General features: G+C 65.2%; 22 protein-coding genes. 3 read left to right on the top strand and 19 right to left on the bottom strand.

Annotated elements, in window-relative coordinates:
- The first annotated feature begins 45 nt into the window (after positions 1-45).
- Positions 46-492: an SsrA-binding protein SmpB gene (smpB, locus tag CFB40_RS11005; protein WP_039342760.1), complete on the top strand. Its 447-nt coding sequence runs from the start codon at positions 46-48 to the stop codon at positions 490-492.
- Between the two features lie 243 nt (positions 493-735).
- Here smpB and CFB40_RS11010 read toward each other — a convergent pair whose 3' ends face one another.
- From CFB40_RS11010 to ppsA, 3 genes are all read right to left on the bottom strand, one after another.
- A complete protein-coding gene (locus CFB40_RS11010; protein ID WP_069248266.1) occupies positions 736-1671 on the bottom strand; it encodes an SPFH domain-containing protein in 936 nt (311 codons plus the stop codon).
- 33 nt (positions 1672-1704) lie between these two features.
- Positions 1705-2139, bottom strand: a complete 435-nt coding sequence (locus CFB40_RS11015) for an NfeD family protein (protein ID WP_046545972.1) — start codon at positions 2137-2139, stop codon at positions 1705-1707.
- 253 nt (positions 2140-2392) lie between these two features.
- Entirely contained in the window at positions 2393-4792 is a 2400-nt protein-coding gene (gene ppsA, locus CFB40_RS11025) for a phosphoenolpyruvate synthase (RefSeq protein WP_089425678.1), read from the bottom strand.
- A gap of 376 nt (positions 4793-5168) precedes the next feature.
- On the opposite strand from ppsA, the gene ppsR reads away from it, so the two are divergent.
- On the top strand, positions 5169-5984 hold the full coding sequence (gene ppsR, locus CFB40_RS11030; protein ID WP_011352445.1) for a posphoenolpyruvate synthetase regulatory kinase/phosphorylase PpsR: 816 nt from the start codon (positions 5169-5171) through the stop codon (positions 5982-5984).
- A gap of 96 nt (positions 5985-6080) precedes the next feature.
- Here ppsR and CFB40_RS11035 read toward each other — a convergent pair whose 3' ends face one another.
- The 16 genes from CFB40_RS11035 to rpsB form a co-directional block, all read right to left on the bottom strand.
- Entirely contained in the window at positions 6081-6863 is a 783-nt protein-coding gene (locus CFB40_RS11035; RefSeq protein ID WP_089425679.1) for a TrmH family RNA methyltransferase, read from the bottom strand.
- Entirely contained in the window at positions 6860-7504 is a 645-nt protein-coding gene (gene rnhB / locus CFB40_RS11040) for a ribonuclease HII (protein WP_089425680.1), read from the bottom strand. Before rnhB ends, CFB40_RS11035 begins: the two co-directional genes overlap by 4 nt.
- A complete protein-coding gene (lpxB, locus tag CFB40_RS11045; RefSeq protein WP_089425681.1) occupies positions 7501-8670 on the bottom strand; it encodes a lipid-A-disaccharide synthase in 1170 nt (389 codons plus the stop codon). The genes rnhB and lpxB overlap by 4 nt, the downstream gene beginning before the upstream one ends.
- Before the next feature lie 3 nt (positions 8671-8673).
- Complete coding sequence (gene lpxA, locus CFB40_RS11050; protein ID WP_089431231.1) at positions 8674-9462, bottom strand: acyl-ACP--UDP-N-acetylglucosamine O-acyltransferase; 789 nt, start codon at positions 9460-9462, stop codon at positions 8674-8676.
- Between the two features lie 58 nt (positions 9463-9520).
- The gene (fabZ, locus tag CFB40_RS11055; RefSeq protein WP_011352450.1) at positions 9521-9988 is read right to left on the bottom strand and encodes a 3-hydroxyacyl-ACP dehydratase FabZ; all 468 of its coding nucleotides are present in this window, start codon (positions 9986-9988) and stop codon (positions 9521-9523) included.
- Between the two features lie 129 nt (positions 9989-10117).
- On the bottom strand, positions 10118-11197 hold the full coding sequence (lpxD, locus tag CFB40_RS11060) for a UDP-3-O-(3-hydroxymyristoyl)glucosamine N-acyltransferase (RefSeq protein ID WP_089431232.1): 1080 nt from the start codon (positions 11195-11197) through the stop codon (positions 10118-10120).
- A 16-nt stretch (positions 11198-11213) separates the two neighbouring features.
- On the bottom strand, positions 11214-11711 hold the full coding sequence (locus CFB40_RS11065; protein ID WP_174972625.1) for an OmpH family outer membrane protein: 498 nt from the start codon (positions 11709-11711) through the stop codon (positions 11214-11216).
- A 64-nt stretch (positions 11712-11775) separates the two neighbouring features.
- Positions 11776-14085 (bottom strand): outer membrane protein assembly factor BamA, encoded by a 2310-nt coding sequence (gene bamA / locus CFB40_RS11070; protein ID WP_089425685.1) that lies wholly within the window; start codon positions 14083-14085, stop codon positions 11776-11778.
- A 61-nt stretch (positions 14086-14146) separates the two neighbouring features.
- Complete coding sequence (gene rseP / locus CFB40_RS11075) at positions 14147-15517, bottom strand: RIP metalloprotease RseP (RefSeq protein WP_089425686.1); 1371 nt, start codon at positions 15515-15517, stop codon at positions 14147-14149.
- Positions 15518-15528: 11 nt separating this feature from the next.
- Positions 15529-16725 (bottom strand): 1-deoxy-D-xylulose-5-phosphate reductoisomerase, encoded by a 1197-nt coding sequence (locus CFB40_RS11080; RefSeq protein WP_089431233.1) that lies wholly within the window; start codon positions 16723-16725, stop codon positions 15529-15531.
- A gap of 15 nt (positions 16726-16740) precedes the next feature.
- Positions 16741-17562: a phosphatidate cytidylyltransferase gene (locus CFB40_RS11085; protein ID WP_089425688.1), complete on the bottom strand. Its 822-nt coding sequence runs from the start codon at positions 17560-17562 to the stop codon at positions 16741-16743.
- Entirely contained in the window at positions 17556-18338 is a 783-nt protein-coding gene (uppS, locus tag CFB40_RS11090) for a polyprenyl diphosphate synthase (protein ID WP_048248626.1), read from the bottom strand. Before uppS ends, CFB40_RS11085 begins: the two co-directional genes overlap by 7 nt.
- Positions 18339-18387: 49 nt before the next feature.
- On the bottom strand, positions 18388-18948 hold the full coding sequence (frr, locus tag CFB40_RS11095) for a ribosome recycling factor (protein WP_039342717.1): 561 nt from the start codon (positions 18946-18948) through the stop codon (positions 18388-18390).
- Positions 18949-19039: 91 nt separating this feature from the next.
- Complete coding sequence (gene pyrH / locus CFB40_RS11100; RefSeq protein ID WP_011352459.1) at positions 19040-19753, bottom strand: UMP kinase; 714 nt, start codon at positions 19751-19753, stop codon at positions 19040-19042.
- Between the two features lie 163 nt (positions 19754-19916).
- Positions 19917-20798 carry a translation elongation factor Ts gene (tsf, locus tag CFB40_RS11105; protein WP_089425944.1) on the bottom strand — a complete coding sequence of 294 codons (882 nt, stop codon included), beginning with the start codon at positions 20796-20798 and terminating at the stop codon, positions 19917-19919.
- Positions 20799-20960: 162 nt separating this feature from the next.
- Positions 20961-21701: a 30S ribosomal protein S2 gene (rpsB, locus tag CFB40_RS11110; RefSeq protein ID WP_011352461.1), complete on the bottom strand. Its 741-nt coding sequence runs from the start codon at positions 21699-21701 to the stop codon at positions 20961-20963.
- 378 nt (positions 21702-22079) lie between these two features.
- On the opposite strand from rpsB, the gene map reads away from it, so the two are divergent.
- Complete coding sequence (gene map, locus CFB40_RS11120) at positions 22080-22895, top strand: type I methionyl aminopeptidase (RefSeq protein ID WP_089425689.1); 816 nt, start codon at positions 22080-22082, stop codon at positions 22893-22895.
- Positions 22896-22939 lie beyond the last annotated feature (44 nt).

Genomic DNA, 22939 nt, shown 5'->3' on the forward strand with positions numbered 1-22939 from the left:
GCTTTGCTAAAATCGTGATTTTAAACGAGTTGGCCCGATCCTTTCATGAGCATCATCGACAACAGGAAAGCGCACTTCGATTATCACATCGAGGAACGCTACGAGGCGGGGCTCGTGCTCGAGGGCTGGGAAGTCAAGGCGCTGCGCGCCGGGCGCGGCCAGATCCGGGAAGGTTACGTCGTGATCAAGCACGCCGAGATCTTCCTGATCGGTACCCATATCAGCCCGCTGCCCGAGGCTTCGACCCACATCACGCCCGACCCGGTTCGCACGCGCAAGCTGCTGCTGCACCGCGAGGAAATCAAGAAACTGATCGGCAAGGTCGAGCAGCGCGGCTACACGCTCGTGCCGCTGAACTTCCACTACAAGGGCGGTCGCGTGAAGTGCGACATCGCGCTCGCGAAGGGCAAGAAGCTGCACGACAAGCGCGAAACCGAGAAGAAGCGCGACTGGGAACGCGAAAAGGCCCGCATCATGCGCGCCGGCACCTGACCTGCGCGACAACACGCATCACACACGACACGGCCCGCTCGAAGCGGGCCGTGTTGCTTTGGTATCAGGTGAATCGGGCGCGGCGGCTACACGGACGATACTCGGCACGCCACGCCGCCGGTTTCGGCCGAACAAAGGCACCGACGACGGCACCGCACGGGCATCATCCGCCTCCGGCTGCGCGACGATTCGCCGCACGCCGATCACACGCGGCGGCCGCCGGCGCCCGGCGGAAATCCGGACTCAGGCCTTCCCGCCCGAAGCCGCCCCCGCGCTCTTGACGATCGTCAGCGCCGACGAGATCGCGGTGCCGAGATCCGACAGGTTCGACGGCACGATCAGCGTGTTGCCCTGCTTCGCGAGATTCGAGAACGCGCTGACATACTGCTCGGCCACCTTCAGGTTCACCGCGTCCATCCCGCCCTGCGATTGCATCGCGTTCGCGATCTTCTGGATCGCCTGCGCGTTTGCCTCGGCCACCGCCAGAATCGCGGCGGCCTCGCCCTGCGCCTGGTTGATCGCAGCCTGCCGCTCGCCTTCGGATTTCTGGATCGCCGCTTCGCGCGCGCCCGACGCGAGGTTGATCTGCTCCTGCTTGCGGCCTTCGGATGCGGCGATCAGCGCACGCTTTTCACGCTCCGCGGTGATCTGCGCCTGCATCGCGTGCAGGATTTCCTTCGGCGGCGTCAGGTCCTTGATCTCGTAGCGCAGGACCTTCACCCCCCAGTTCGCCGCGGCCTGATCGAGCGCCGACACGATGTTGTGGTTGATGAAGTCGCGCTCCTCGAACGTCTTGTCGAGTTCGAGCTTGCCGACCACCGAACGCAACGTCGTTTGCGCAAGCTGCGTGATCGCGAGCACGAAGTTGCTCGACCCGTACGACGCCTTCATCGGATCGGTCACCTGGAAATACAGCACGCCGTCGACCTGCAGCTGCGTGTTGTCGCGCGTGATACAGACCTGGCTCGGCACGTCGAGCGGGATTTCCTTCAGCACGTGCCGGTATGCAATGCGATCGACGAACGGCAGCACGATGTTCAGGCCGGGCGACAGCGTCGCGTGATAGCGCCCGAAGCGTTCGAGCACCCACGCATGCTGCTGCGGCACGATCTTCACCGTCTTCGACACGATCACGATCGCGATGACGAGCAGGACAACCCAGATGATCAGCGAATCCATGAAGTATTCCCTCCTTGTTGTATCGGCGGACGTTCAGCCCGCGGGTTTCGCCACGACCACGAGACAATTGCCGCGCACGGCACTCACCTGATACACGTGCGCGTCGTCGCGCTCGCCGTTCTCGAGCTCGACGTCCCAGTCGGCGCCGCGATACTGCACGCGCGCGCGGCCGTCACGCCACGCGTCGACCGTGACGGTCGCGCCGATATCGAGATTGACATCGGGATTGGTCGACGTGTCGCGCTTCTGCTTGCGGCCGAGCCCCGAGCGCCGCAACACGACCATCGCGACGATCGCGACCACGGCCGCCGCACCGAACTGCACGTGCGGCGCGAAACCGGCCAGCTGCAACAGCCCGCCCGCGAGAAAGCCGAGCGCGATCATCAGCAGGTAGAACGTGCCCGTCAGCAACTCGGCCACGACCAGCACGCCCACCGCGACCCACCAGAACAGATGCCCCGACATCATTGTGGTCTCCAGAAAAACATCCCCCGCGCTCACTCGCGTTGCAGGAAACCAGAATACGCGTTGACGCGCGACTCCGGTTCAACATGCTCGCCGCCCCTGCGGAGACGGCCAGTGCGCACGGGCCGGCCCGGTACGTACCCACAAACAAAAACACCCCGGTGCCTACCGGGGTGTTTATAGCATGAACCTTGCATTTTGCCTTCAACGGAAGCACGGTGCCACCGCGCTTCCGTCAAGGATGCGTGACCGACCGTTACTTCCGGTTGGCGAGCGCCTGCCACGTATCGATGATCGTGTCGGGGTTCAGCGAGATCGACACGATGCCTTCGTCCGTCAGCCATTGCGCGAAGTCCGGGTGATCGGACGGGCCCTGGCCGCAGATGCCGACGTACTTGCCCATCTTGCGGCAGGTATCGATCGCGCGCTTCAGCAGGAACTTGACGGCCGGGTCGCGTTCGTCGAAGTCGACAGCCAGCAGTTCCATGCCCGAGTCGCGGTCGAGGCCGAGCGTGAGCTGCGTGAGGTCGTTCGAGCCGATCGAGAAACCGTCGAAGAACTGCAGGAAGTCTTCGGCGAGGATCGCGTTGGTCGGGACTTCGCACATCATCACGAGGCGCAGGCCGTTTTCGCCGCGCTTCAGGCCGAACTTCTCGAGCAGGCCGACGACGCGCTCCGCCTGCTTCACGGTACGCACGAACGGCACCATGATCTCGACGTTGGTCAGGCCCATCTCGTCACGCACGCGCTTCAGTGCACGGCACTCCATCTCGAACGCCTGCGCGAAGTCTTCAGCGATGTAACGCGACGCGCCGCGGAAGCCCAGCATCGGGTTTTCCTCGTCCGGCTCGTAACGCGAACCGCCGATCAGCTTCTTGTACTCGTTCGACTTGAAGTCGGACAGACGCACGATCACGGGCTTCGGATAGAACGCCGCCGCGATCGTCGCGACACCTTCCGTCAGCTTGTCGACGTAGAACTGACGCGGCGATGCGTGACCGCGCGCGACGCTCTCGACGGCCTTCTTCAGGTCCTGGTCGATGTTCGGGTACTCGAGGATCGCCTTCGGGTGAACGCCGATGTTGTTGTTGATGATGAACTCGAGACGCGCGAGACCCACGCCGCCGTTCGGCAGTTGCGAGAAGTCGAACGCGAGCTGCGGGTTGCCGACGTTCATCATGATCTTGACCGGGATTTCCGGCAGTTCGCCGCGCTGCACTTCCGTGACTTCCGTCTCGAGCAGGCCGTCGTAGATCTTGCCTTCGTCGCCTTCCGCGCACGACACGGTGACGAGTGCGCCGTCCTTCAGGATGTCGGTCGCGTCGCCGCAACCGACGACTGCCGGCACGCCGAGTTCACGCGCGATGATCGCCGCGTGGCAGGTCCGGCCGCCACGGTTCGTGACGATCGCGGCTGCACGCTTCATCACCGGCTCCCAGTTCGGGTCGGTCATGTCGGCCACCAGCACGTCGCCCGGCTGCACGCGTTCCATTTCCGACGGATCCTGGATCACGCGCACGGGGCCCGCACCGATCTTCTGGCCGATCGCACGGCCCGTCGCCAGCACCTGCGACTGGCCCTTCAGCTTGAAGCGCTGCTCGGCCTTGCCGGTCGCCTGGCTCTTCACGGTTTCCGGGCGTGCCTGCAGGATGAAGATCTTGCCGTCGCGGCCGTCCTTGCCCCACTCGATGTCCATCGGACGCTGGTAGTGCTTCTCGATGATGACCGCGTACTTCGCCAGCTCGATCACGTCTTCGTCGGTGATCGAGTAGCGGTTGCGCTGCTCGTGCGGCACGTCGACCGTCTTCACGCGGCCCGGCTCGCCCGGCTGCGTGAATTCCATCTTGATCAGCTTCGAGCCGATCGAGCGGCGGATGATCGGGTACTTGTCCTGTGCGAGCGTCGTCTTGAACACATAGAACTCGTCCGGGTTCACTGCGCCCTGCACGACGGTTTCGCCCAGGCCGTAGCTCGACGTGATGAACACGGCGTCCTTGAAGCCCGATTCGGTGTCGATCGTGAACATCACGCCGGCCGCGCCGACGTCCGAGCGGACCATGCGCTGGACGCCTGCCGACAGGGCGACTTCCGCGTGCGTGAAGCCCTTGTGCACGCGGTACGAGATCGCGCGGTCGTTGTACAGCGACGCGAACACGTGCTTCATGCGGTCGAGCACGTCCTCGATGCCGACGACGTTCAGGTACGACTCCTGCTGGCCGGCGAACGATGCGTCGGGCAGGTCTTCCGCGGTAGCGGACGAACGCACGGCGAACGACAGCTCGCCCGGCGAGCTGTTCTTCAGGGTTTCGAACTGCTCACGGATTTCCTGCTCGAGACGTGCCTGCAGCGGCGCATCGACGATCCACTTGCGGATTTCGGCGCCGGCTTCGGCGAGCGCCTTCACGTCGTCGATGTCGAGCGACTCGAGACGCTTGGCGATGCGGTCGGTAAGGTCGTTGTGCTTGAGGAAATCGCGGAACGCGAGCGCGGTCGTGGCGAAACCGGTGGGTACGCGAACGCCTGCTTCGGAAAGCTGGCTGATCATTTCGCCCAGCGACGCATTCTTGCCGCCGACGATCTCCACATCGGTCATCCGCAACTGCTCGAACGGAATTACATACGCCTGGTCCTTTGCGACGTTTGCTGCGTTAGTCATACAAGCCCCTAAGTGTGAAAAAAATGCTCGATTGCGCAAGTGGGCTTGGACGCGGGCGCTTGCAAAAAGGCGCGGCGCGTCTTGCGCAACCTGTTGGAGAAACAATCGCAGCGGCGGATAATCTTCCGACCCGATTTACAAAAATCCCGGCAGAAGGGCGATATTTGCAGACAAATCGCCAAACTTGCCGGGAATTTTGGAATCGAGCGGCGAAGCCTGGAGCGCTGTTCGCGCCCTGCCCCCGCAATTGCTTATCCAACAGGTTGCCGCTATTCTACCGTGCCGGCTGCCGGATGTGGCGCGACCTTGTCACTGCGTCTGGAGGCGAACCTCCAGCCGCCCGCGCAACCGCCCTTCACGTTCGACGCCCAGATTCATGCTGCCTACCGTATTCATCGTCTCCGACGGCACCGGGATCACTGCCGAAACCTTCGCGCATTCGATCCTCTCCCAGTTCGACCAGAAATTCCGTCTCGTGCGCGTGCCGTTCGTCGACTCGCTCGACAAGGCCTATGCGACCGTCGAGAAGATCAACGAGGCCGCCGTGCACGACGGCCGCCGCGCGATCGTGTTCACGACGCTCGTCGACAGCGAGTCGAACGACATCGTCAAGCGCTCGAACGCACTCGTGCTCGACATGTTCCAGCGCTTCGTCGAACCGCTCGAGCAGGAACTGGAGCTCAAGTCGAGCCACGCGATGGGCCGCGGCCACCAGAACGCGGACACCGAGGAATACAAGACCCGGATCGAGGCGATCAACTTCTCGCTCGCGCACGACGACGGCCAGTCGAACCGCAACTTGTCGGAAGCCGACGTGATCCTCGTCGGCGTGTCGCGCAGCGGCAAGACGCCGACGAGCCTGTATCTCGCGATGCAGTACGGCGTGAAGGCGGCCAACTATCCGCTGATTCCGGAAGATTTCGAGCGCGGCAAGCTGCCGTCGGCGCTCGCCGCGTACAGCGAGAAGCTGTTCGGGCTGTCGATCGACCCGCAGCGCCTGTCCGAGATCCGCAACGAACGCCGGCCGGGCAGCAAATACGCGGCGCCCGAGAACTGCCGCTACGAGATCAACGAAGCCGAAGCGATGATGCGCCGCGAGGGGATCAAGTGGCTGTCGTCGACGCACAAGTCGATCGAGGAAATCGCGACGACGATCCTGCAGGAAATCCGTCTCGACCGGCAGTCGTACTAAGCCTGAGCGCTGGCGGCCGCGTGGCCGCCGCCAGAAACGAAAAGGCCGCGTCGAACGCGGCCTTTTTCTTGATGCGGAACGAGCGCGCGTGTGGCGTCACGCACGCCGCTGCTGGCGCACCTGCTCGAACAGGCAGACCGCAGCCGCGGCCGCGACGTTCAGCGACTCCATCCCGCCCGGTTGCGGGATCGTCACGCGATGCGTGGCCGCGTCGCGCCAGAACGCCGACACGCCCGCACCCTCGTTGCCGAACACCCAGGCAACCGGCCCCGACAGGTCGCAGTCGTAAACCGCCTGCGCGCCGTGCGAGTCGGTCAGCGCGACCGGCACAGCGAGGCGCTCGACGAGCGCGCCGGCGTCGACGTCCTCGTGGATCGACAGCAGGAAATGCGCGCCCATGCCCGAGCGCAGCACCTTCGACGACCATGCGTATGCGGTGCCCGGCGCACAGAACACGTGACGCACGCCTGCGGCCGCCGCGCTGCGCAGGATCGAGCCGACGTTGCCGGCGTCCTGCACGCCGTCGAGCACGACCGACGACTGCGTCACGCGCGCCGGCAGCGGCTGCGCCGGCCGGTCGACGAGCAGCAGGAAGCCGACACCGTTGACGACGTTCGACAACTGTCCGAACAGCGCGTCGGGCAGCGTGACGATCCGCTGCGCATCGATGCGCGCGACGATCGCCTGCGCTTCGGCATGGCCGAGTGCGCCTTCGGTCGTGACGCACAGCTCGGGCGTCGCGCCCGTGTCGAGGTACGCGCTCGCGAGATGGAATCCTTCGAGCAGTGCCTGGCCGCCGCGGCGCTGATGGGACGTCGAACCCGCGAGCGCCTTCAGGCGCTTGTACAGCGGGTTGTCGCGGGAAGTAATGCTTTTCATCGAATCAGGTCGAGTGCCGCACGGACCGGCGCGAACGAGCGCCGATGGGCTTCGCACGGACCGTGCTCGCGCAGTGCGGCAAGGTGTTTCACGGTGCCGTAGCCCGCATGCACGTTGAAGCCGTACACCGGGAAGCGTTCGTGCAGGTCGACGAGCATGCGGTCACGGGTGACCTTCGCGAGGATCGACGCGGCCGAGATGCTCGGCACGAGCGCGTCGCCGCTGACGATCGCCTCGGCGCGCACGGTCAGCGTCGGGCAGCGGTTGCCGTCGATCTGCGCGAGCGTCGGCAGGACCGACAGCCCTTCGACCGCCCGCTTCATCGCGAGCATCGTCGCGTGCAGGATGTTCAGCGTGTCGATCTCGTCGACACTCGCCGACGCGACGCAATACGACAGCGAGCGCGCGACGATCAGCTCGTACAGCGCGTCGCGCTTCTTCGCGGACAACGCCTTCGAATCGTCGAGCCCGTCGATCGGCTGCGCCGGATCGAGGATCACCGCGGCGGCCACCACCGGCCCCGCGAGCGGGCCGCGGCCCGCTTCGTCGACGCCGCAGACGATCTCGTCGGGACGGCTGAAATCGAAACCGCCCTGCACGTCGCTCGACGCGCGGCGGCGTGGTGCACGGACTGCGGTCATGCGCGCCCCTTGCGTTGTTCGAGCACGCGCACGACCGCTTCGGCCGCCTTCACGGCCGTGTTCTGCCGCAGCGAAAGATGCATTTCGGTAAAGACTTCGGTCAGCGTACGGCGGTTCGCATCGTCGCGCAGCTGCGTGAGCGTCGCATCGGCGAGCGCCTCGGGCGTCGCGAAATGCTGCAGCAGCTCGGGCACGACGAAACGCCCCGCCAGGATGTTCGGCAAGCCGACGTACGGCAGGTAGCCCTGCCGGCGCATGATCTGCCCGGTCAGCCAGGGCACCTTGTATGAGATCACCATCGGCTTCTTCAGCAGCGCGGCTTCCAGCGTAACCGTGCCGCTCTTCACGAGGATCGCGTCGGCAGCCGTCATCGCGACCTGCGAGCGGCCGTCGGTGATCGTCAGCGCGAGCTTCGGATGCGCATCGACGAGCGGCTGCAGCAGCGCGCGCAGCGCGGGCGTCGCCGCCGGCATCACGAACCGTACGCCAGGCTCGCGCTGCTGCATCAGCGCCATCGCCGCGAAGAACGTCGGGCCGATCAGTGCGATTTCCGAGCGCCGGCTGCCCGGCAACACGGCGATCACCGGGCCGTCGGCCGGCAGTCCGAGCGCGATGCGCGCGCCGTGCGTGTCGGGTTCGAGCGGAATCTCGTCGGCGAGCGGATGGCCGACGTAGGTCGAGGCCACGCCTGCCTTGTCGAGAATCGCCGGTTCGAACGGGAACAGGCACAGCATGTGATCGACGGACTTCGCGATCTTCTTGATCCGGCCGCCGCGCCATGCCCAGATCGACGGGCACACGAAGTGGATCGACGGGATGCCCGCGTCGCGCGCTGCCTGTTCGACGTTGAAGTTGAAATCGGGCGCATCGACGCCGATGAACGCGTCCGGCCGCTCGGCGAGCAACTGGCGCTTCAGCTCGCCGCGAATCCGCAGGATCTCGGGAATCTGGCCCAGCGCCTCGACATAGCCGCGCACGGTCAGCTTGTCCATCTGCCAGTGCGAGTCGAAGCCCTGCGCGATCATTCGCGGCCCGCCGATCCCGTAGTACTGGGCCGATTCGGGCAGCCGCTCGCGCAGCCCGCCGAGCAGCGACGCGCCGAGCAGGTCGCCCGACGGTTCGCCGGCCACCATCGCGAGCCGGAGCTGAGAGGTCGGAAGCGGCATCGCTTAGCGAATGATGCCGCGTTGCGACGCGTCGATGAACTCGACGAGCGCCTTCACGGGTGCGTCGCCCTCGCCGCCCGCCGCCGCCAGCTCGCGCAGCTGCACTTTCGCTTCCTCGAGCGACAGGCCGTTCTTGTACAGCAGGCGGTATGCGCTGCGCAGCGCGGAGATCGCGTCGGGCGAGAAACCGCGCCGGCGCAGCCCTTCGACGTTGATCCCGTGCGGCTCGGCCTTGTTGCCGGCCGCGATCACGAACGGCGGAATGTCCTGCACGAGCGCCGACGCGCCGCCCAGCATCGAGTGCGCGCCGATGCGCACGAACTGGTGGACGCCCGACATCCCGCCGATGATCGCCCAGTCGCCGATCTCGACGTGGCCGGCCATCTGTGCGTTGCTCGACAGGATCACGTGGTTGCCGACGGTGCAGTCATGACCGATGTGCACATAGGCCATGATCCAGTTGTCGTCACCGAGCGTCGTCACGCCGACGTCCTGCACGGTGCCCGTGTGGATCGTCGTGAATTCGCGGATCGTGTTGCGGCTGCCGATCACGAGCTTCGTCGGCTCGTCCTTGTACTTCATGTCCTGCGGACGACCACCGACCGACGCGTAATGGCCGATGCGGTTGTCCTCGCCGAGCGTCGTATGGCCTTCGATCACGCTGTGCGAGCCGATCGTCGTACGCGCGCCGATCGTGACGTGCGGACCGACGATCGCGTACGGGCCGATCTCGACCGATTCGTCGATCTGCGCGCCCGGTTCGACAATCGCGGTGGGATGAATCCTGGTCATGCGCCGTTGCCTCTCGATGTGATGTGTCGCGTTGCGTTGCCTGTCCGTGCCGCGTCGCTCAGGGCGCCACGTCGGTCGTCTTGACCGTGCACATCAGTTCGGCTTCCGCCGCCACCTTGCCGTCCACTTCCGCCACCGCCTTGAACTTCCAGATGCCGCGGATGTAGCGTTCGAACGTCACGTTCAGAATCAGTTGGTCGCCCGGCTCGACCGGACGCTTGAAGCGCGCGCCGTCGATCCCGACGAAGTAGTACAGCGTGTTCTCCGGATCCTTCGGCTGCTCTTCCGAGAAGGTCAGCAGCGCCGCGGCCTGCGCGAGCGCTTCGAGGATCAGCACGCCCGGCATCACCGGCCGCTTCGGGAAATGCCCCTGGAAGTACGGCTCGTTGATCGACACGTTCTTCAGCGCTTTGATGCCCTTGTGCGGTTCGAGTTCGAGCACGCGATCGACGAGCAGAATCGGGTAGCGATGCGGCAGCAGCGTGAGGATCTTGTGGATGTCGAGATTGATTTTTTCAGTGCTCATGATGGTTCGTCTCACGCAGAGGCTGCGCGGTGGTGATGCAAAGGCTGAAGCGGGCCGGCGTGCGGCCCAGTCTGGCAAACCGGGCCGGTTGCGCTGGCCGTACCCGGTTCGAGGTCTCGCATGATGCGCTCAGGCGTCCGTGCCGCCCTGGGCGGCGAGCGCGGCTTCGAGCGCCTTGATGCGCTCGCGCAGCTTGTCGAGGTTGCGCACGAGCGCGGCGCTCTTGTTCCATTCGCCGTGGTCGACGGCCGGGAACGCGCTGGTATAGATGCCGGCCTTCGGCAGCGACTTCGATACGCCCGACTTCGCGGTGATGATGACATAGTCGCCGAGCGTCACGTGGCCGGCGATCCCGGCCGCGCCGCCGATCATGCAGTGGCGGCCGATCGTCGTGCTGCCCGCGATCCCGGCGCTGCCGGCGATCACCGTGTAGGCGCCGATCCGGCAGTTGTGGCCGATCTGCACCTGGTTGTCGATCTTCACGCATTCGTCGATGACGGTATCCGCCATCGCGCCGCGATCGATCGTCGTGTTCGCGCCGATCTCGACGTCCGGGCCGATCGTGACGCCGCCGACCTGCGGGATCTTGACCCAGCTACCGGTGCGCGCATCGCCGTCGCCGACGAAATCCGGCGCAAAGCCGAAGCCGTCGGAGCCGATCACGGCGCCCGCATGGATGATCGCACGCGGGCCGACCTTGCAGCCGTGGTACACCGACGCGTTCGGATACAGGTGCGAGCCCGCGCCGATCGTCGTGCCGCGGCCGATGAAGACGTTCGCGTCGAGCTGCACGCCGTCCTCGATCACCGCACCGGCCTCGACCGTCACGTGCGGGCCGATCACCGCGCTCGCGGCGACCTGCGCGGCCGGATCGATCGTCGCGCTCGGATGCACGCCGGCGGCGCGCTGCGGCGTGGCGAGATCGATGAACATCTGCGCGACGCGCGCGAAGTACGCGTACGGATTCGGCGTCACGATGAAGTTGCGACCGCTTGCGGCCGCGCCCAGCTTTTCCAGATCCTTCGGCGCGATCAGCACCGCGCCGGCGCGGGTCGACTCGACCTGCGACAGGTACTTCGGATTCGCGAGGAACGCGAGTTGCTGCGGGCCTGCCTGGTCGAGCGGTGCGAGCCCGCCCACCTTGCACTGTGCGTCGCCGGCGATCTCGCCGCCGAACCGCTTTACGAGTTCCTCAAGCGTCAATGCCATTCGTCGTCTGCTCCGTTCAGTTCGTCGAGCCGGACGCGAGCGCCTTGAGCACCTTGTCGGTGATGTCGATGCGCGGGCTGACGTACACGGCTTCCTGCACGATCAGGTCGTAATTCTGCTGCTCGGCGATCTGCTTGATGACCTTGTTCGCCCGCTCGAGCACGGCCGCCAGCTCCTCGTTGCGGCGCTGGTTCAGGTCTTCGCGGAACTCGCGCTGCTTGCGCTGGAAGTCGGTATCGAGCTGGGCGAGATCGCGCTGCTTCTGCGCGCGGTCGCCCGCCGACAGCGACGCGCCGTTCTTGTCCAGCGAATCGGACATCGACTTCAGGCGCGCCGCCAGATCCTGCAGATCCTTGTCGCGCTTCGCGAACTCGGCTTCGAGCTTCGTCTGCGCCGCCTTCGCGGGCACCGACTCGCGCAGGATCCGATCCGAATTGACCGCCGCGATGCGGGCGACGTCCTGTGCGTGCACCGTTGCCGCGCCCAAGGCCAGCGCAACGGTCAGCGCGCACATCACTCGTTTCGAAAACTTACCGGTTAGCAAAATTACCCTCTCGTTGCTGTTGTCATGCGTTCGGTCAGAACGCCGTCCCGATCTGGAACTGGAATTTCTGGTACTGGTCGCCTTCATGCTTCTGCAGCGGGAACCCGAGGCTCAGCTTCAGCGGGCCGATCGGCGAGATCCACGCGAGACCCACACCGTAGCCGTAACGCAGGCCGTTGGCGCCCGTACTCGTGCCGCCCGGCGCGTTGCCCCACACGTTACCGCCGTCGAGGAACGTGAATACGCGCAGCGTGCGGTCGTAGCCCGTGCCCGGCAGCGGGAACGTCAGCTCGATGTTGCCGACGACCATCTTCGAACCGCCGATCGGGTCGTTCGTCTTCGTGTCGCGCGGGCCCAGCGAGCTCGGCTCGTAGCCACGCACGGAGCCGATACCGCCCGCGTAGTAGTTCTTGAAGATCGGGTACGGGTTGCCGATACCGTTACCGTAGCCGCCCTGCAGGTTCAGGCCCAGGATGAAGCCGCGCGAGAACGAATAGTAGTACTGGGCCTGCAGGTCAGCCTTGTAGTACTGGATCTTGCCGACCGGCACGCCGTACTCCATGTTCGCCTGCGTGAAGTAGCCGCGGCTCGGAATCAGCGCGCTGTCACGCGCGTCGCGCGACCACGCGACCGTCAGCGGCACCGTGTTCGACACGCGGCCGAACTCGTTCACGTAAGCCTGGTAGCTCTGCGGCGTGTTCGAATCGACGGAGAGACGGTTCTGCTCGAAGCCCGCGCCGAAGTAGACCGTGTCGACTTCCGAGAACGGGATGCCGAACTTCAGGTTGCCGCCCGCACTGATGATCCGGAAGCTCGAGCTCGTCGAATAGTAGAGCGGCTGGTACGTGCGGTAGTAGACGTCCGTGATCCGCTTGATGCCGTCGACCGTGAAGTACGGGTCGACCTGCGTGACGGTCAGCGTACGGTAGCTCTTCGCGGTGTTGACGTTCACCGACAGGCTGGTACCCGAACCGAACACGTTGTCCTGCGACACGCCCGCCGACAGCACGACCTTGTCCGTCGACGAGAAGCCGGCGCCCAGCGTGATCGCGCCGGTCGGCTTTTCGTCGACCTTCACGTTCACGTCGACCTGGTCATTCGTGCCTTCGACCGGCAGCGTCGTCACGTCGACGTTGGTGAAGTAGCCGAGACGGTTCACGCGATCCTTCGACAGCGCGAGGCGGTTCGAATCGAACCACGAGCTTTCGAGCTGGCGCATTTCGCGGCGCACCACTTCGTCGCGCGTGCGCGTGTTGCCGACGACGTTGATGCGGCGCACGTACACGCGGCGGCTCGGATCGACGACGAGGTTCAGGTTCACCTTGTGGTTCGCCTGGTCGATGTCCGGCTGCGCGTTGACGGTCGCGAATGCGTAGCCGTACTCACCGAGCTTGTCGACGATCGACTTGGTGGTCTGTTGCAGCTTTTCGGCCGAGAAGCGATCGCCCGGCTTGATCTTGATCAGCTTGTTGAGTTCGGCTTCGCGATCGAGCAGGTTGCCCGACAGCTTGATGCCCGACACCGTGTACGGCTCGCCTTCGTGCAGCGTGACCGTCAGGTACATGTCCTTCTTGTCGGGCGAGATCGACACCTGGGTCGAATCGATGTTGAACTCGAGATAGCCGCGGTTCAGGTAGTACGAGCGCACCGCCTCGAGGTCGCCGGTGAGCTTTTCCTTCGAGTACAGGTCGTTCTTCGTGTACCAGGAGAACCAGTTCGGCGTCGACAGCTGCATTTCGTCGCGCAGCGTGCTGGTGCTGAATGCCTTGTTGCCGATGAAGTTGATCTGGCGGATCTTCGCACTCGGACCTTCGGCCACCGCGAACAGGATCGACACGCGGTTCGCGTCGACCGGCGTGACCGTCGTCTTGACCTCGGCCGCGTAGAAGCCGCGCGTGAGGTACTGGCGCTTGAGTTCCTGCTCCGCCTTGTCGACGAGCGCCTTGTCGTAGTAGCGGCCGTCGGCGAGGCCGACTGCGCGCAGCGCCTTCGTCAGGTTGTCCTTGTCGAACTCCTTCGTGCCGGTGAAGTCGATCGACGCGATGGCCGGACGCTCCTGCACCTGCACGATCACGACGTTGCCCTGCGTGGCGATGCGTACGTCGTTGAAGAAGCCCGTCGCGTACAGCGCGCGGATTGCTTCGGATGCCTTGTCGTCCGTGAAGGTATCGCCCTGCTTGATCGGCAGGTAGGCGAACACCGAACCCGCTTCGACGCGCTGCAGCCCCTCGATCTTGATGTCTTGCACCACGAACGGTGCCGCTGCATGGGCCGCGAGGCCGTGCGCGGCGAGCGCGGCCGCTGCAACTGTCTTAGGTACAAAGCGATGAGGTTTGAACAACATGCATCCCCAATATTTAGCTGCATCAAATCAGGCGGCTACCCAGCGGCGGCCGCCTGACGCTTCAGAAATGGATTAACCGAGCCAGATCGTTGAACAGCGCGATCGCCGACAATGCGACGATGCAGATCAACCCGGCTCTTTGCAGAATCAGCTGCCAGCGCTCCGAGACGGCTTTCCCGGTCGCGGCTTCAACCGCATAATATAACAGATGCCCCCCGTCCAAAACGGGAATCGGCAACAAGTTCAGGACGCCAAGGCTAATGCTGACAAGGGCGAGGAACGACAGGAACGCCGACGGACCGAGCCGCGCACTCTTGCCCGCGTAGTCGGCGATCGTCACCGGGCCGGACAGGTTCTTCAGCGACGCGTTGCCCGTGATCATGCGCCCGAACATCTTCAGCGAATACACGGAGATGTCCCACGTACGGTGCGCGCCGAGCTGCAGGCTTTCGATCGGCCCATATCGCACGTCGACGGACGGCGCATGCATCGACAGCGCCGCGCCGATCCGGCCGACCTGCTGCCCCGACTCGTCGTCGCGCTGCATCTGCGGCACGATCGACACCGTCTGCGCGGCGCCGTCGCGCTCGATCTGCAGCTCGAGCGGCTTGCCCGCATGGTGTTTCACGAAATCGATGAAGCGCGACGCGCCGCCGATCGGCTTGCCGTCGAGCGCGACCAGCTTGTCGCCGGACTTCAGGCCGGCCTGCTCCGCCGCGCTGCCGGGCTGCACCGACGCGACCGACAGCGTGCCGCCGCCGGTCTCGAAGCCCAGATGGGCCATGAAATCGTCGTCGAGCTGACTTTCGGGAACATGGCGGAGGTCGACGCGGAAATCGAACGTCGTGTTGCCGTCGCGTGCGCCGAGCACGATCTCGCGGTGATCGAATGCAGCGGCCAGCAGCTTCCAGCGCAGGTCCGACCACGACCGCACCGGCTCGGCCTCGCCGCCCTGCGCGTTGCGGATCGACACGATCTTCTCGCTGCCGTCGAAGCCCGCGCGCGCCGCCACCGTGCCGGCGGCCGGCGGTGCGACGATCGCGGCCGGCTCGGTTACGCCGGTGGCGAATACGACGGAAAACAGCACGATTGCCAACAGGAAGTTGGCAATCGGCCCGGCTGCAACGATCGCGATGCGCTTGTAGACGGACTGCCGGTTGAACGCCTGGCCGAGCTCCTCGGGCGCGATGCCGGGGCCGGGATCACGCTCGTCGAGCATCTTCACGTAGCCGCCGAGCGGCAGTGCCGACAGCGTCCACTCGGTGCCCGTCCTGCGGCTGACCCAGCGCGCGACGGGCTGGCCGAAGCCGATCGAGAAACGCAGCACCTTCACGCCGCACCAGCGCGCGACGCGATAGTGTCCGTACTCATGCACGACGACCAGCACCCCGATCGCCACCGCAAACGCGATCAGTTCGACCAGCACGTTCATGAGCACCCCATTCAGACAGTACGCTCCACGCGTGGCGCAGGCGCTTTCGCAATGATCTCGGCGGCGAGGCGGCGTGCCTCGGCATCCGCCGCCAGGACGTCCTCGAGCCCGTCGGGCGTACGGTTCGGCAGCGTGTTGAGCACGGCGTCGACCGTCGCCGCAATCGCCATGAAGCCGATGCGGCGCTCGAGAAACGCTTCGACCGCGACTTCGTTCGCCGCGTTCAATGCGGCGCTTGCGATGCCGCCTTCCTCAAGCGCCTTCAGCGCGAGCGCGAGGCACGGGAAGCGCGCGTAATCGGGCTTCTCGAACGACAGCTGGGCAATTTGCGCGAGATCGAGTTGTTCGACGCCCGCATCGACACGCTCGGGGAACGCGAGCGCGTGCGCGATCGGCGTGCGCATGTCGGGGTTGCCGAGCTGCGCGAGCACCGAGCCGTCGCGATACGACACGAGCGAATGGATCACGCTCTGCGGGTGGATCAGCACGTCGATGCGCTCGCCCGGCAGCCCGAAGATCCAGTGCGCCTCGATCACCTCGAGGCCCTTGTTCATCATCGTCGCGGAATCGACCGAGATCTTGCGGCCCATCACCCAGTTCGGGTGCTTGCACGCCTCGTCCGGCGTCACATCGACGAGCGTGGCCGGTTCGCGCGTGCGGAACGGGCCGCCCGACGCGGTCAGGATGATCTTCGAGATCCCGCCATGCTCGGCCGCGTCGCGCGGCATGCACTGGAAGATCGCGTTGTGTTCGCTGTCGACCGGCAGCAGGATCGCGCCATGGTCGCGCACGGCGTCCATGAAGATCGCGCCCGACATCACCAGCGCTTCCTTGTTCGCGAGCAGGATGCGCTTGCCGGCGCGCGCGGCCGCGAGGCTCGGCGCCATGCCGGCCGCACCGACGATCGCCGCGACCACCGTGTCGCAGCCATCGCTCTTCGACACGTCGACGAGCGCCTGCGGCCCGTGCAGCACGGTCGTCTTGCTGCTCGCCGCGCGCAGTTTCGCGTCGACGTGCGCGGCCGTCTCGGCATCGCCGACCACCGCCACTTCGGGCGCGAAGCGCAAGCATTGCTCGACCAGCTTGTCGCCGTTGCGGTGTGCGGTCAGCGCATAGACCGAGAAGCGCTCGGGATGGCGCGCGACCACGTCGAGCGTGCTGTCTCCGATCGAGCCCGTGGAACCGAGCAATGTCAGACGTTTTTGCATAAAAGAATGAGTGGTTTAACCAAGCAGCAGCATCGCGAGCGGCAGCACCGGCAGCAGCGCGTCGACACGGTCGAGCACGCCGCCATGGCCTGGCAGCAGTCCGCTCGAATCCTTCACGCCCGCCTGCCGCTTCAGCAACGACTCGAACAGGTCGCCGATCACGCTGTATGCGACCAGCAGCGTCAGTGCGGCCCACGCGCCGGGCATCCCGTAGCGCACGGCGAACGCGGAAAACAGGGTCGGCTCGAACGCATGCACGGCCATCGCGACACCGGCGACGACCATCACGGCGAGCCAGCCGCCGATCGCGCCCTCCCAGCTCTTGCCGGGGCTGATCGTGATGGCCAGTTTACGCTTTCCGAAGGCCTTGCCCGCGAAGTATGCGCCGATATCGGCGAGCCAGACGACCAGAAGCAGCGACAGCACGAACGGCACGCCCTGCGCACGCGCCGCGACGAGCGCATGCCAGCAGGCCGCAAAGACCACGAGGCCGGCTGCCAGCAGGAACGGCCGCCAAACGCCGCCCGCGAGCTGGGGCTTGCGCCGCAGCGTGAACGGGCCGACCAGCAGCCAGAACACGCCGGCCGCCATGAAAAGGGGACGGGACGAAGCCGCATCGACGCCGAGCGGCGCCGTTGCCGCGAGCGCCAGGGCCGCGACGACTGCATAGACGACCGGGCCGGCGCCGCCGAGCTTGAGCAGGCGCGCCCATTCCCACGCGGCAAACACGAGCACGACGCCGATCAGCGCGCCGAACGCGGTGAGCGGCGCGAACAGCGTCACCGGCAGCAGGACCGCCAGCATCACGATCGCCGTGATCACACGGGTTTTCAGCATGAAAGGGAGTCGGCGTTCTGCGATTGCGGTTCGAGCTGTGCGCTCGTGCGGCCGAAACGGCGTTCGCGCTCCGTATACGACGCGATGGCGTCGGCCAGCGCCGCGCCGTCGAAATCCGGCCAGTATTTGTCGGTGAAATAGAATTCGGCGTACGCGAGTTGCCACAGCAGGAAGTTGCTGACGCGCTGCTCGCCACCGGTACGAATGAAGAGATCGGGCTCCGGCGCATAGGCCATCGCCAGGTGCGGCGCGAACGCGTCCTCGGTCACTTCGACCTCGCGACCCTCGCGCACGGCCTGCTCGACGAGCTTCTTCGTCGCCTGCAGGATGTCCCACCGGCCGCCGTAGTTGGCCGCGATGGTGAGCGTAAGACGGGTATTGCGCGCCGTCTTGGTTTCGGCGCGGCGAATCAGCTCGCGGATGCGCGGCTCGAAGCGGTCGAGATCACCGACGACACGCAGGCGGATCCCGTTCGCGTGAAGCTTGCCGACCTCGCGCTCGAGCGCGGTGATGAAGAGGCGCATCAGGAACGACACTTCGTCGTTCGGACGGCGCCAGTTCTCCGAACTGAACGCGAACAGCGTCAGGTATTCGACGCCGGCGCGCGCGCAGCCTTCGACCACCGCCCGCACGGCATCGACGCCGCGGGTGTGCCCCGCGACGCGCGGCAAGCGGCGTTCGGTCGCCCAACGGCCGTTGCCGTCCATGATGATCGCGATGTGACGCGGCACGACGCCGACGTCAGGCACGCGAACGGTAGAGCTGGTATAGGTCATGGCCGTTGAGACAGTAATGCGGGAAGAAGGCGGCGCGCGAGGACGGTCGTCAGACCGTCATGATCTCGGCTTCCTTGCTCTGCACGAGCTTGTCGATTTCGGCAACGTGCTTGTCGGTCAGCTTCTGCACGTCGTCGCTCGCGCGGCGCTCGTCGTCTTCCGAGATTTCCTTGTCCTTCACGAGCTTCTTGAGCGCTTCGTTCGCGTCGCGGCGCAGGTTGCGGATCGCGACCTTGGCCGTTTCGCCTTCGCTCTTGACGACCTTGGTCAGCTCGCGGCGGCGCTCTTCCGTCAGCGCGGGCATCGGCACGCGGATCAGGTCGCCGGCGGTGGCCGGGTTCAGGCCCAGGTCGGCTTCGCGAATGGCCTTCTCGACCTTAGCGACCATGTTCTTTTCCCACGGCTGCACGCCGATCGTGCGCGCATCGACGAGCGTCAGGTTGGCGACCTGCGAGATCGGCACCATCGAGCCGTAGTAGTCGACCTGCACGTGATCGAGCAGACCGGTGTGTGCACGGCCCGTACGGATCTTTGCCAGATCGTTCTTGAACGCTTCGATCGAGCGCTGCATCTTTTGCTCGACGCCCTTCTTGGTATCAGCGACACTCATTTCAACCTCCGAACCTTCTAACCTTCAAAGAACACGGGCCCTGCCCGGCGCATCGGGTGCGCCGCGGCCGATGGCCCGCATCCGCGGGAGTTTACACGTGGACGAGCGTACCTTCGTCCTCGCCCAGCACGATGCGCTTGAGCGCGCCCGGCTTGTTGATCGAAAACACGCGAATCGGCAGCTTCTGGTCGCGGCACAGCGCAAAGGCCGTCGCGTCCATCACCTGCAGGTTGCGGCTGATCGCCTCGTCGAAAGTGATCGTCGTGTAACGCGTGGCCGACGGATCCTTCTTCGGATCGGCAGAATATACGCCATCGACCTTGGTCGCCTTCAATACGACCTCGGCGCCCACTTCCGAACCGCGCAGCGCGGCGGCCGTGTCCGTCGTGAAGAACGGGTTGCCCGTACCGGCCGCGAAGATCACGACGCGGCCTTCCTCGAGCTGGCGGATCGCGCGGGGCCGGATGTACGGCTCGACGACCTGGTCCATCCGCAGCGCGGACTGCACACGCGCCTCGATGCCGGCGTGGCGCATCGCGTCCTGCAGCGCCAGCGCGTTCATCATCGTCGCGAGCATCCCCATGTAGTCTGCCGTCGCGCGATCCATGCCGGCCGCGCCACCCGCGACACCACGGAAAATATTACCGCCACCGATCACGACCGCGAGCTGCGTACCGAGACGCACGACTTCGGCGATATCGGCCACCATCCGTTCGATCGTCGCGCGATTGATGCCGAAGGCATCGTCGCCCATCAGCGCTTCGCCGGAGAGTTTGAGGAGGACGCGTTTATAGGCATTGGACATAGGGGCTTCCGAGCGACGAGAGGATGACAACCACGAACTGTAGGGGCGAAATACTGATTCGGGCAAGCGCCGACGGTCGGACCGGGTTTCCCGGCCGGCCGGCGGCGGCGCCGACCGCGGCGGAGCGGACGCCCGCCGCGGATACTGCCTGACTGCTTACGGCTTACTGCTGCTTTGCTGCTGCGACTTGCGCGGCCACTTCGGCGGCGAAGTCGTCCTGGCGCTTCTCGATGCCTTCGCCGACGACGAACAGTGCGAACTTCTGCACTGCGGCATCCGCTGCCTTCAGCATCTGCTCGATCGTCTGCTTGTCGTTCTTCACGAACGTCTGGTTCAGCAGCGACACTTCCTTCAGGTACTTCTGGACGCTACCGTCGACCATCTTCGCGACGATTTCAGCCGGCTTGCCCGATTCCGCAGCCTTCTGCTCGGCCACGCGGCGCTCCGTCTCGATCAGTTCCGCCGGCACGTCAGCCGACGACAGCGCGACCGGCTTCATTGCCGCGATGTGCATCGCGACGTCCTTGCCGACCTGCTCGTCCGCGCCCGTGTACTCGACGATCACGCCGATACGCGCGCCGTGCAGGTACGTTGCGATCTTGTTTGCGGTTTCGAAACGGACGAAACGGCGGATCGAGACGTTCTCGCCGATCTTGCCGACCAGCGCCAGACGCACTGCGTCGACCGTCGAGCCTTCGAGCGGCAGCGCCGACAGCGCAGCCACGTCAGCCGGGTTTTGCGTCGCGACGAGTTCTGCAACCGTCTTCGAGAATGCGAGGAAGTCGTCGTTCTTCGCGACGAAGTCGGTTTCGCAGTTCAGTTCGACCAGCGAGCCTGCGTTGCCGCCGACGAACGAGGCGACGACGCCTTCTGCCGTCACGCGCGATGCCGCCTTGCTCGCCTTGTTGCCGAGCTTGACGCGCAGCAGCTCTTCAGCCTTGGCCAGATCGCCGTCGGCTTCCGTCAGCGCCTTCTTGCACTCCATCATCGGTGCGTCGGTCTTTGCGCGCAGTTCTGCCACCATGCTTGCGGTAATTGCCGCCATCATTCGCTCCTTGAGTCTGTATTCACAACGCCGCCCGCTTGGACGCGAACGGCCGAGATTCGTTTCCGGACCCGCGCCGATTCGGCGCGATCAGGTCCGGCGCACAAGCTTAAAAAAAGGGGGCCTGTTGAGAGCCCCCTTTTTGCGCCGGCTCGGGGCCAGTTACGCGTTTTCCTCGACGTACTCGTCGTCGCCGCGTGCGGCCTGGACCACTTCGTTGACCGCGTTCGCACGGCCTTCGAGGATCGCATCGGCCACGCCTTCAGCGTACAGCGCGACTGCCTTGCTCGAGTCGTCGTTACCCGGGATCACGTAATCCACACCTTCCGGCGAGTGGTTCGTATCGACCACGGCGATGACCGGCACGCCCAGCTTGTTCGCTTCCGTGACAGCAATCTTGTGATAGCCGACGTCGACGACGAAGATCGCGTCCGGAATGCCGCCCATGTCCTTCACGCCGCCGATCGACTTTTGCAGCTTGGCGATTTCGCGTTCGAACAGCAGCGCTTCCTTCTTGCTCATCTTCTCGGTTTCGCCCGATTCGACGGCCGCTTCCATGTCCTTCAGGCGCTTGATCGATACCTTCAGCGTCTTGAAGTTGGTCATCATGCCGCCGAGCCAGCGTGCATTGACGTACGGCATGCCTGCGCGCTGCGCTTCCTGGGCGATCGTGTCACGCGATTGACGCTTCGTGCCGACGAACAGGATCGTGCCGCGGTTCGCTGCCAGCTGGCGCACGTACTTCTGTGCGTCCGTGAACATCGGCAGCGTCTTTTCGAGGTTGATGATGTGAATCTTGTTGCGGTGACCGAAAATGAACGGAGCCATCTTCGGGTTCCAGAAGCGCGTCTGGTGACCGAAGTGGACACCCGCTTCCAGCATTTGGCGCATCGTAACTGCCATGTAAATTCTCCACGAGGGTTGGGTCTTAAGCCGGCCGCCGTACCGCCGCGCGATCCCACCCCGAAGGGCGCGAATTCCGCGCGGCCGGCACCCTGGTTGCGCCGGCTTGCGATTCGACACGTGCAAACGCCCGTGCCGCAAGCCTTCCATCCGCGATGCCGCCCCAACATGGGGCAAGCTCGGCAATTGGATATCGACTTAGCCAAAGAGTATAGCACGCCGATTTGTCCGCCCTCAAGTCGCTCACCACTTTCGCCTGCCGCGCGGCAGCCGGCCGGACAATCCGCGAAAACCCGGATCCGCACCCCCGGCAGGGGCTGCGAGGCCTGCCAGAAGGTGCGATAATCCGTCAATTCACCGCATTCCAGGCATACCTCGATGGCTATTACGCTCAAAAACGAACACGATATCGCCGAGATGCGCGTCGCCTGCCGTCTCGCGAGCGAAGTGCTCGACTTCATCACGCCGCACGTCGTCGCGGGCGTGACGACCGCCGAACTCGACCGCCTCTGCCACGAGTTCATGCTCAACGAACAGGGCACGATCCCGGCACCGCTGAACTACCAGCCGCCCGGCTACCCGCCGTACCCGAAGGCCACCTGCATTTCGGTCAACGACGTGATCTGCCACGGCATTCCCGGCGAGAAGGTGATCAAGAACGGCGATGCGCTGAACATCGACATCACCGTGATCAAGAACGGCTACTTCGGCGACACGAGCCGCATGTTCATCGTCGGCGAGGGTTCGATCCTCGCGAAGCGCCTCGTGCAGACCACCTACGAATGCATGTGGCTCGGCATCGACCAGGTCAAGCCGGGCGCACACCTCGGCGACATCGGCTACGCGATCCAGAAGCACGCGGAAGCGCAGGGCTACAGCGTCGTGCGCGAATACTGCGGCCACGGCATCGGCACGGTGTTCCACGAAGATCCGCAGGTCGTCCACTATGGCCGCCCGGGCACCGGCATCGAACTGAAGGCCGGGATGATCTTCACGATCGAGCCGATGATCAACGCCGGCAAGCGTGACATCCGCACGATGCCCGACCAGTGGACGGTCAAGACGCGCGACCGCAGCCTGTCGGCGCAGTGGGAGCACACGGTGCTCGTCACCGAAACCGGCTACGAAGTGCTGACCGTATCGGCCGGCACGCCGGCGCGCCCGGTATTCTCACAACCAGCCGCCGCCGTCTGAGCGCCGTCGCGCCAGCCCGCCCCACCCGCACCTGAACGGCCGCC

This window comes from Burkholderia sp. AU31652, assembly GCF_002223155.1.
In the GTDB taxonomy this organism is placed as follows: Bacteria; Pseudomonadota; Gammaproteobacteria; order Burkholderiales; family Burkholderiaceae; genus Burkholderia.

What these genes read in the sequence shown, in the direction of transcription:
- uppS (WP_048248626.1), bottom strand. Translation starts at nt 18,338, where the DNA reads ATGACCTATACCAGCTCTACCGTTCGCGTGCCTGACGTCGGCGTCGTG.
- CFB40_RS11080 (WP_089431233.1), bottom strand. Translation starts at nt 16,725, where the DNA reads ATGCAAAAACGTCTGACATTGCTCGGTTCCACGGGCTCGATCGGAGAC.
- lpxA (WP_089431231.1), bottom strand. Translation starts at nt 9,462, where the DNA reads ATGACCAGGATTCATCCCACCGCGATTGTCGAACCGGGCGCGCAGATC.
- rpsB (WP_011352461.1), bottom strand. Translation starts at nt 21,701, where the DNA reads ATGGCAGTTACGATGCGCCAAATGCTGGAAGCGGGTGTCCACTTCGGT.
- fabZ (WP_011352450.1), bottom strand. Translation starts at nt 9,988, where the DNA reads ATGAGCACTGAAAAAATCAATCTCGACATCCACAAGATCCTCACGCTG.
- tsf (WP_089425944.1), bottom strand. Translation starts at nt 20,798, where the DNA reads ATGGCGGCAATTACCGCAAGCATGGTGGCAGAACTGCGCGCAAAGACC.
- rnhB (WP_089425680.1), bottom strand. Translation starts at nt 7,504, where the DNA reads ATGACCGCAGTCCGTGCACCACGCCGCCGCGCGTCGAGCGACGTGCAG.
- CFB40_RS11010 (WP_069248266.1), bottom strand. Translation starts at nt 1,671, where the DNA reads ATGGATTCGCTGATCATCTGGGTTGTCCTGCTCGTCATCGCGATCGTG.
- map (WP_089425689.1), top strand. Translation starts at nt 22,080, where the DNA reads ATGGCTATTACGCTCAAAAACGAACACGATATCGCCGAGATGCGCGTC.
- CFB40_RS11085 (WP_089425688.1), bottom strand. Translation starts at nt 17,562, where the DNA reads ATGCTGAAAACCCGTGTGATCACGGCGATCGTGATGCTGGCGGTCCTG.
- lpxB (WP_089425681.1), bottom strand. Translation starts at nt 8,670, where the DNA reads ATGCCGCTTCCGACCTCTCAGCTCCGGCTCGCGATGGTGGCCGGCGAA.
- frr (WP_039342717.1), bottom strand. Translation starts at nt 18,948, where the DNA reads ATGAGTGTCGCTGATACCAAGAAGGGCGTCGAGCAAAAGATGCAGCGC.
- bamA (WP_089425685.1), bottom strand. Translation starts at nt 14,085, where the DNA reads ATGTTGTTCAAACCTCATCGCTTTGTACCTAAGACAGTTGCAGCGGCC.
- ppsR (WP_011352445.1), top strand. Translation starts at nt 5,169, where the DNA reads ATGCTGCCTACCGTATTCATCGTCTCCGACGGCACCGGGATCACTGCC.
- CFB40_RS11035 (WP_089425679.1), bottom strand. Translation starts at nt 6,863, where the DNA reads ATGAAAAGCATTACTTCCCGCGACAACCCGCTGTACAAGCGCCTGAAG.
- ppsA (WP_089425678.1), bottom strand. Translation starts at nt 4,792, where the DNA reads ATGACTAACGCAGCAAACGTCGCAAAGGACCAGGCGTATGTAATTCCG.
- rseP (WP_089425686.1), bottom strand. Translation starts at nt 15,517, where the DNA reads ATGAACGTGCTGGTCGAACTGATCGCGTTTGCGGTGGCGATCGGGGTG.
- pyrH (WP_011352459.1), bottom strand. Translation starts at nt 19,753, where the DNA reads ATGTCCAATGCCTATAAACGCGTCCTCCTCAAACTCTCCGGCGAAGCG.
- lpxD (WP_089431232.1), bottom strand. Translation starts at nt 11,197, where the DNA reads ATGGCATTGACGCTTGAGGAACTCGTAAAGCGGTTCGGCGGCGAGATC.
- smpB (WP_039342760.1), top strand. Translation starts at nt 46, where the DNA reads ATGAGCATCATCGACAACAGGAAAGCGCACTTCGATTATCACATCGAG.
- CFB40_RS11065 (WP_174972625.1), bottom strand. Translation starts at nt 11,711, where the DNA reads ATGTGCGCGCTGACCGTTGCGCTGGCCTTGGGCGCGGCAACGGTGCAC.
- CFB40_RS11015 (WP_046545972.1), bottom strand. Translation starts at nt 2,139, where the DNA reads ATGATGTCGGGGCATCTGTTCTGGTGGGTCGCGGTGGGCGTGCTGGTC.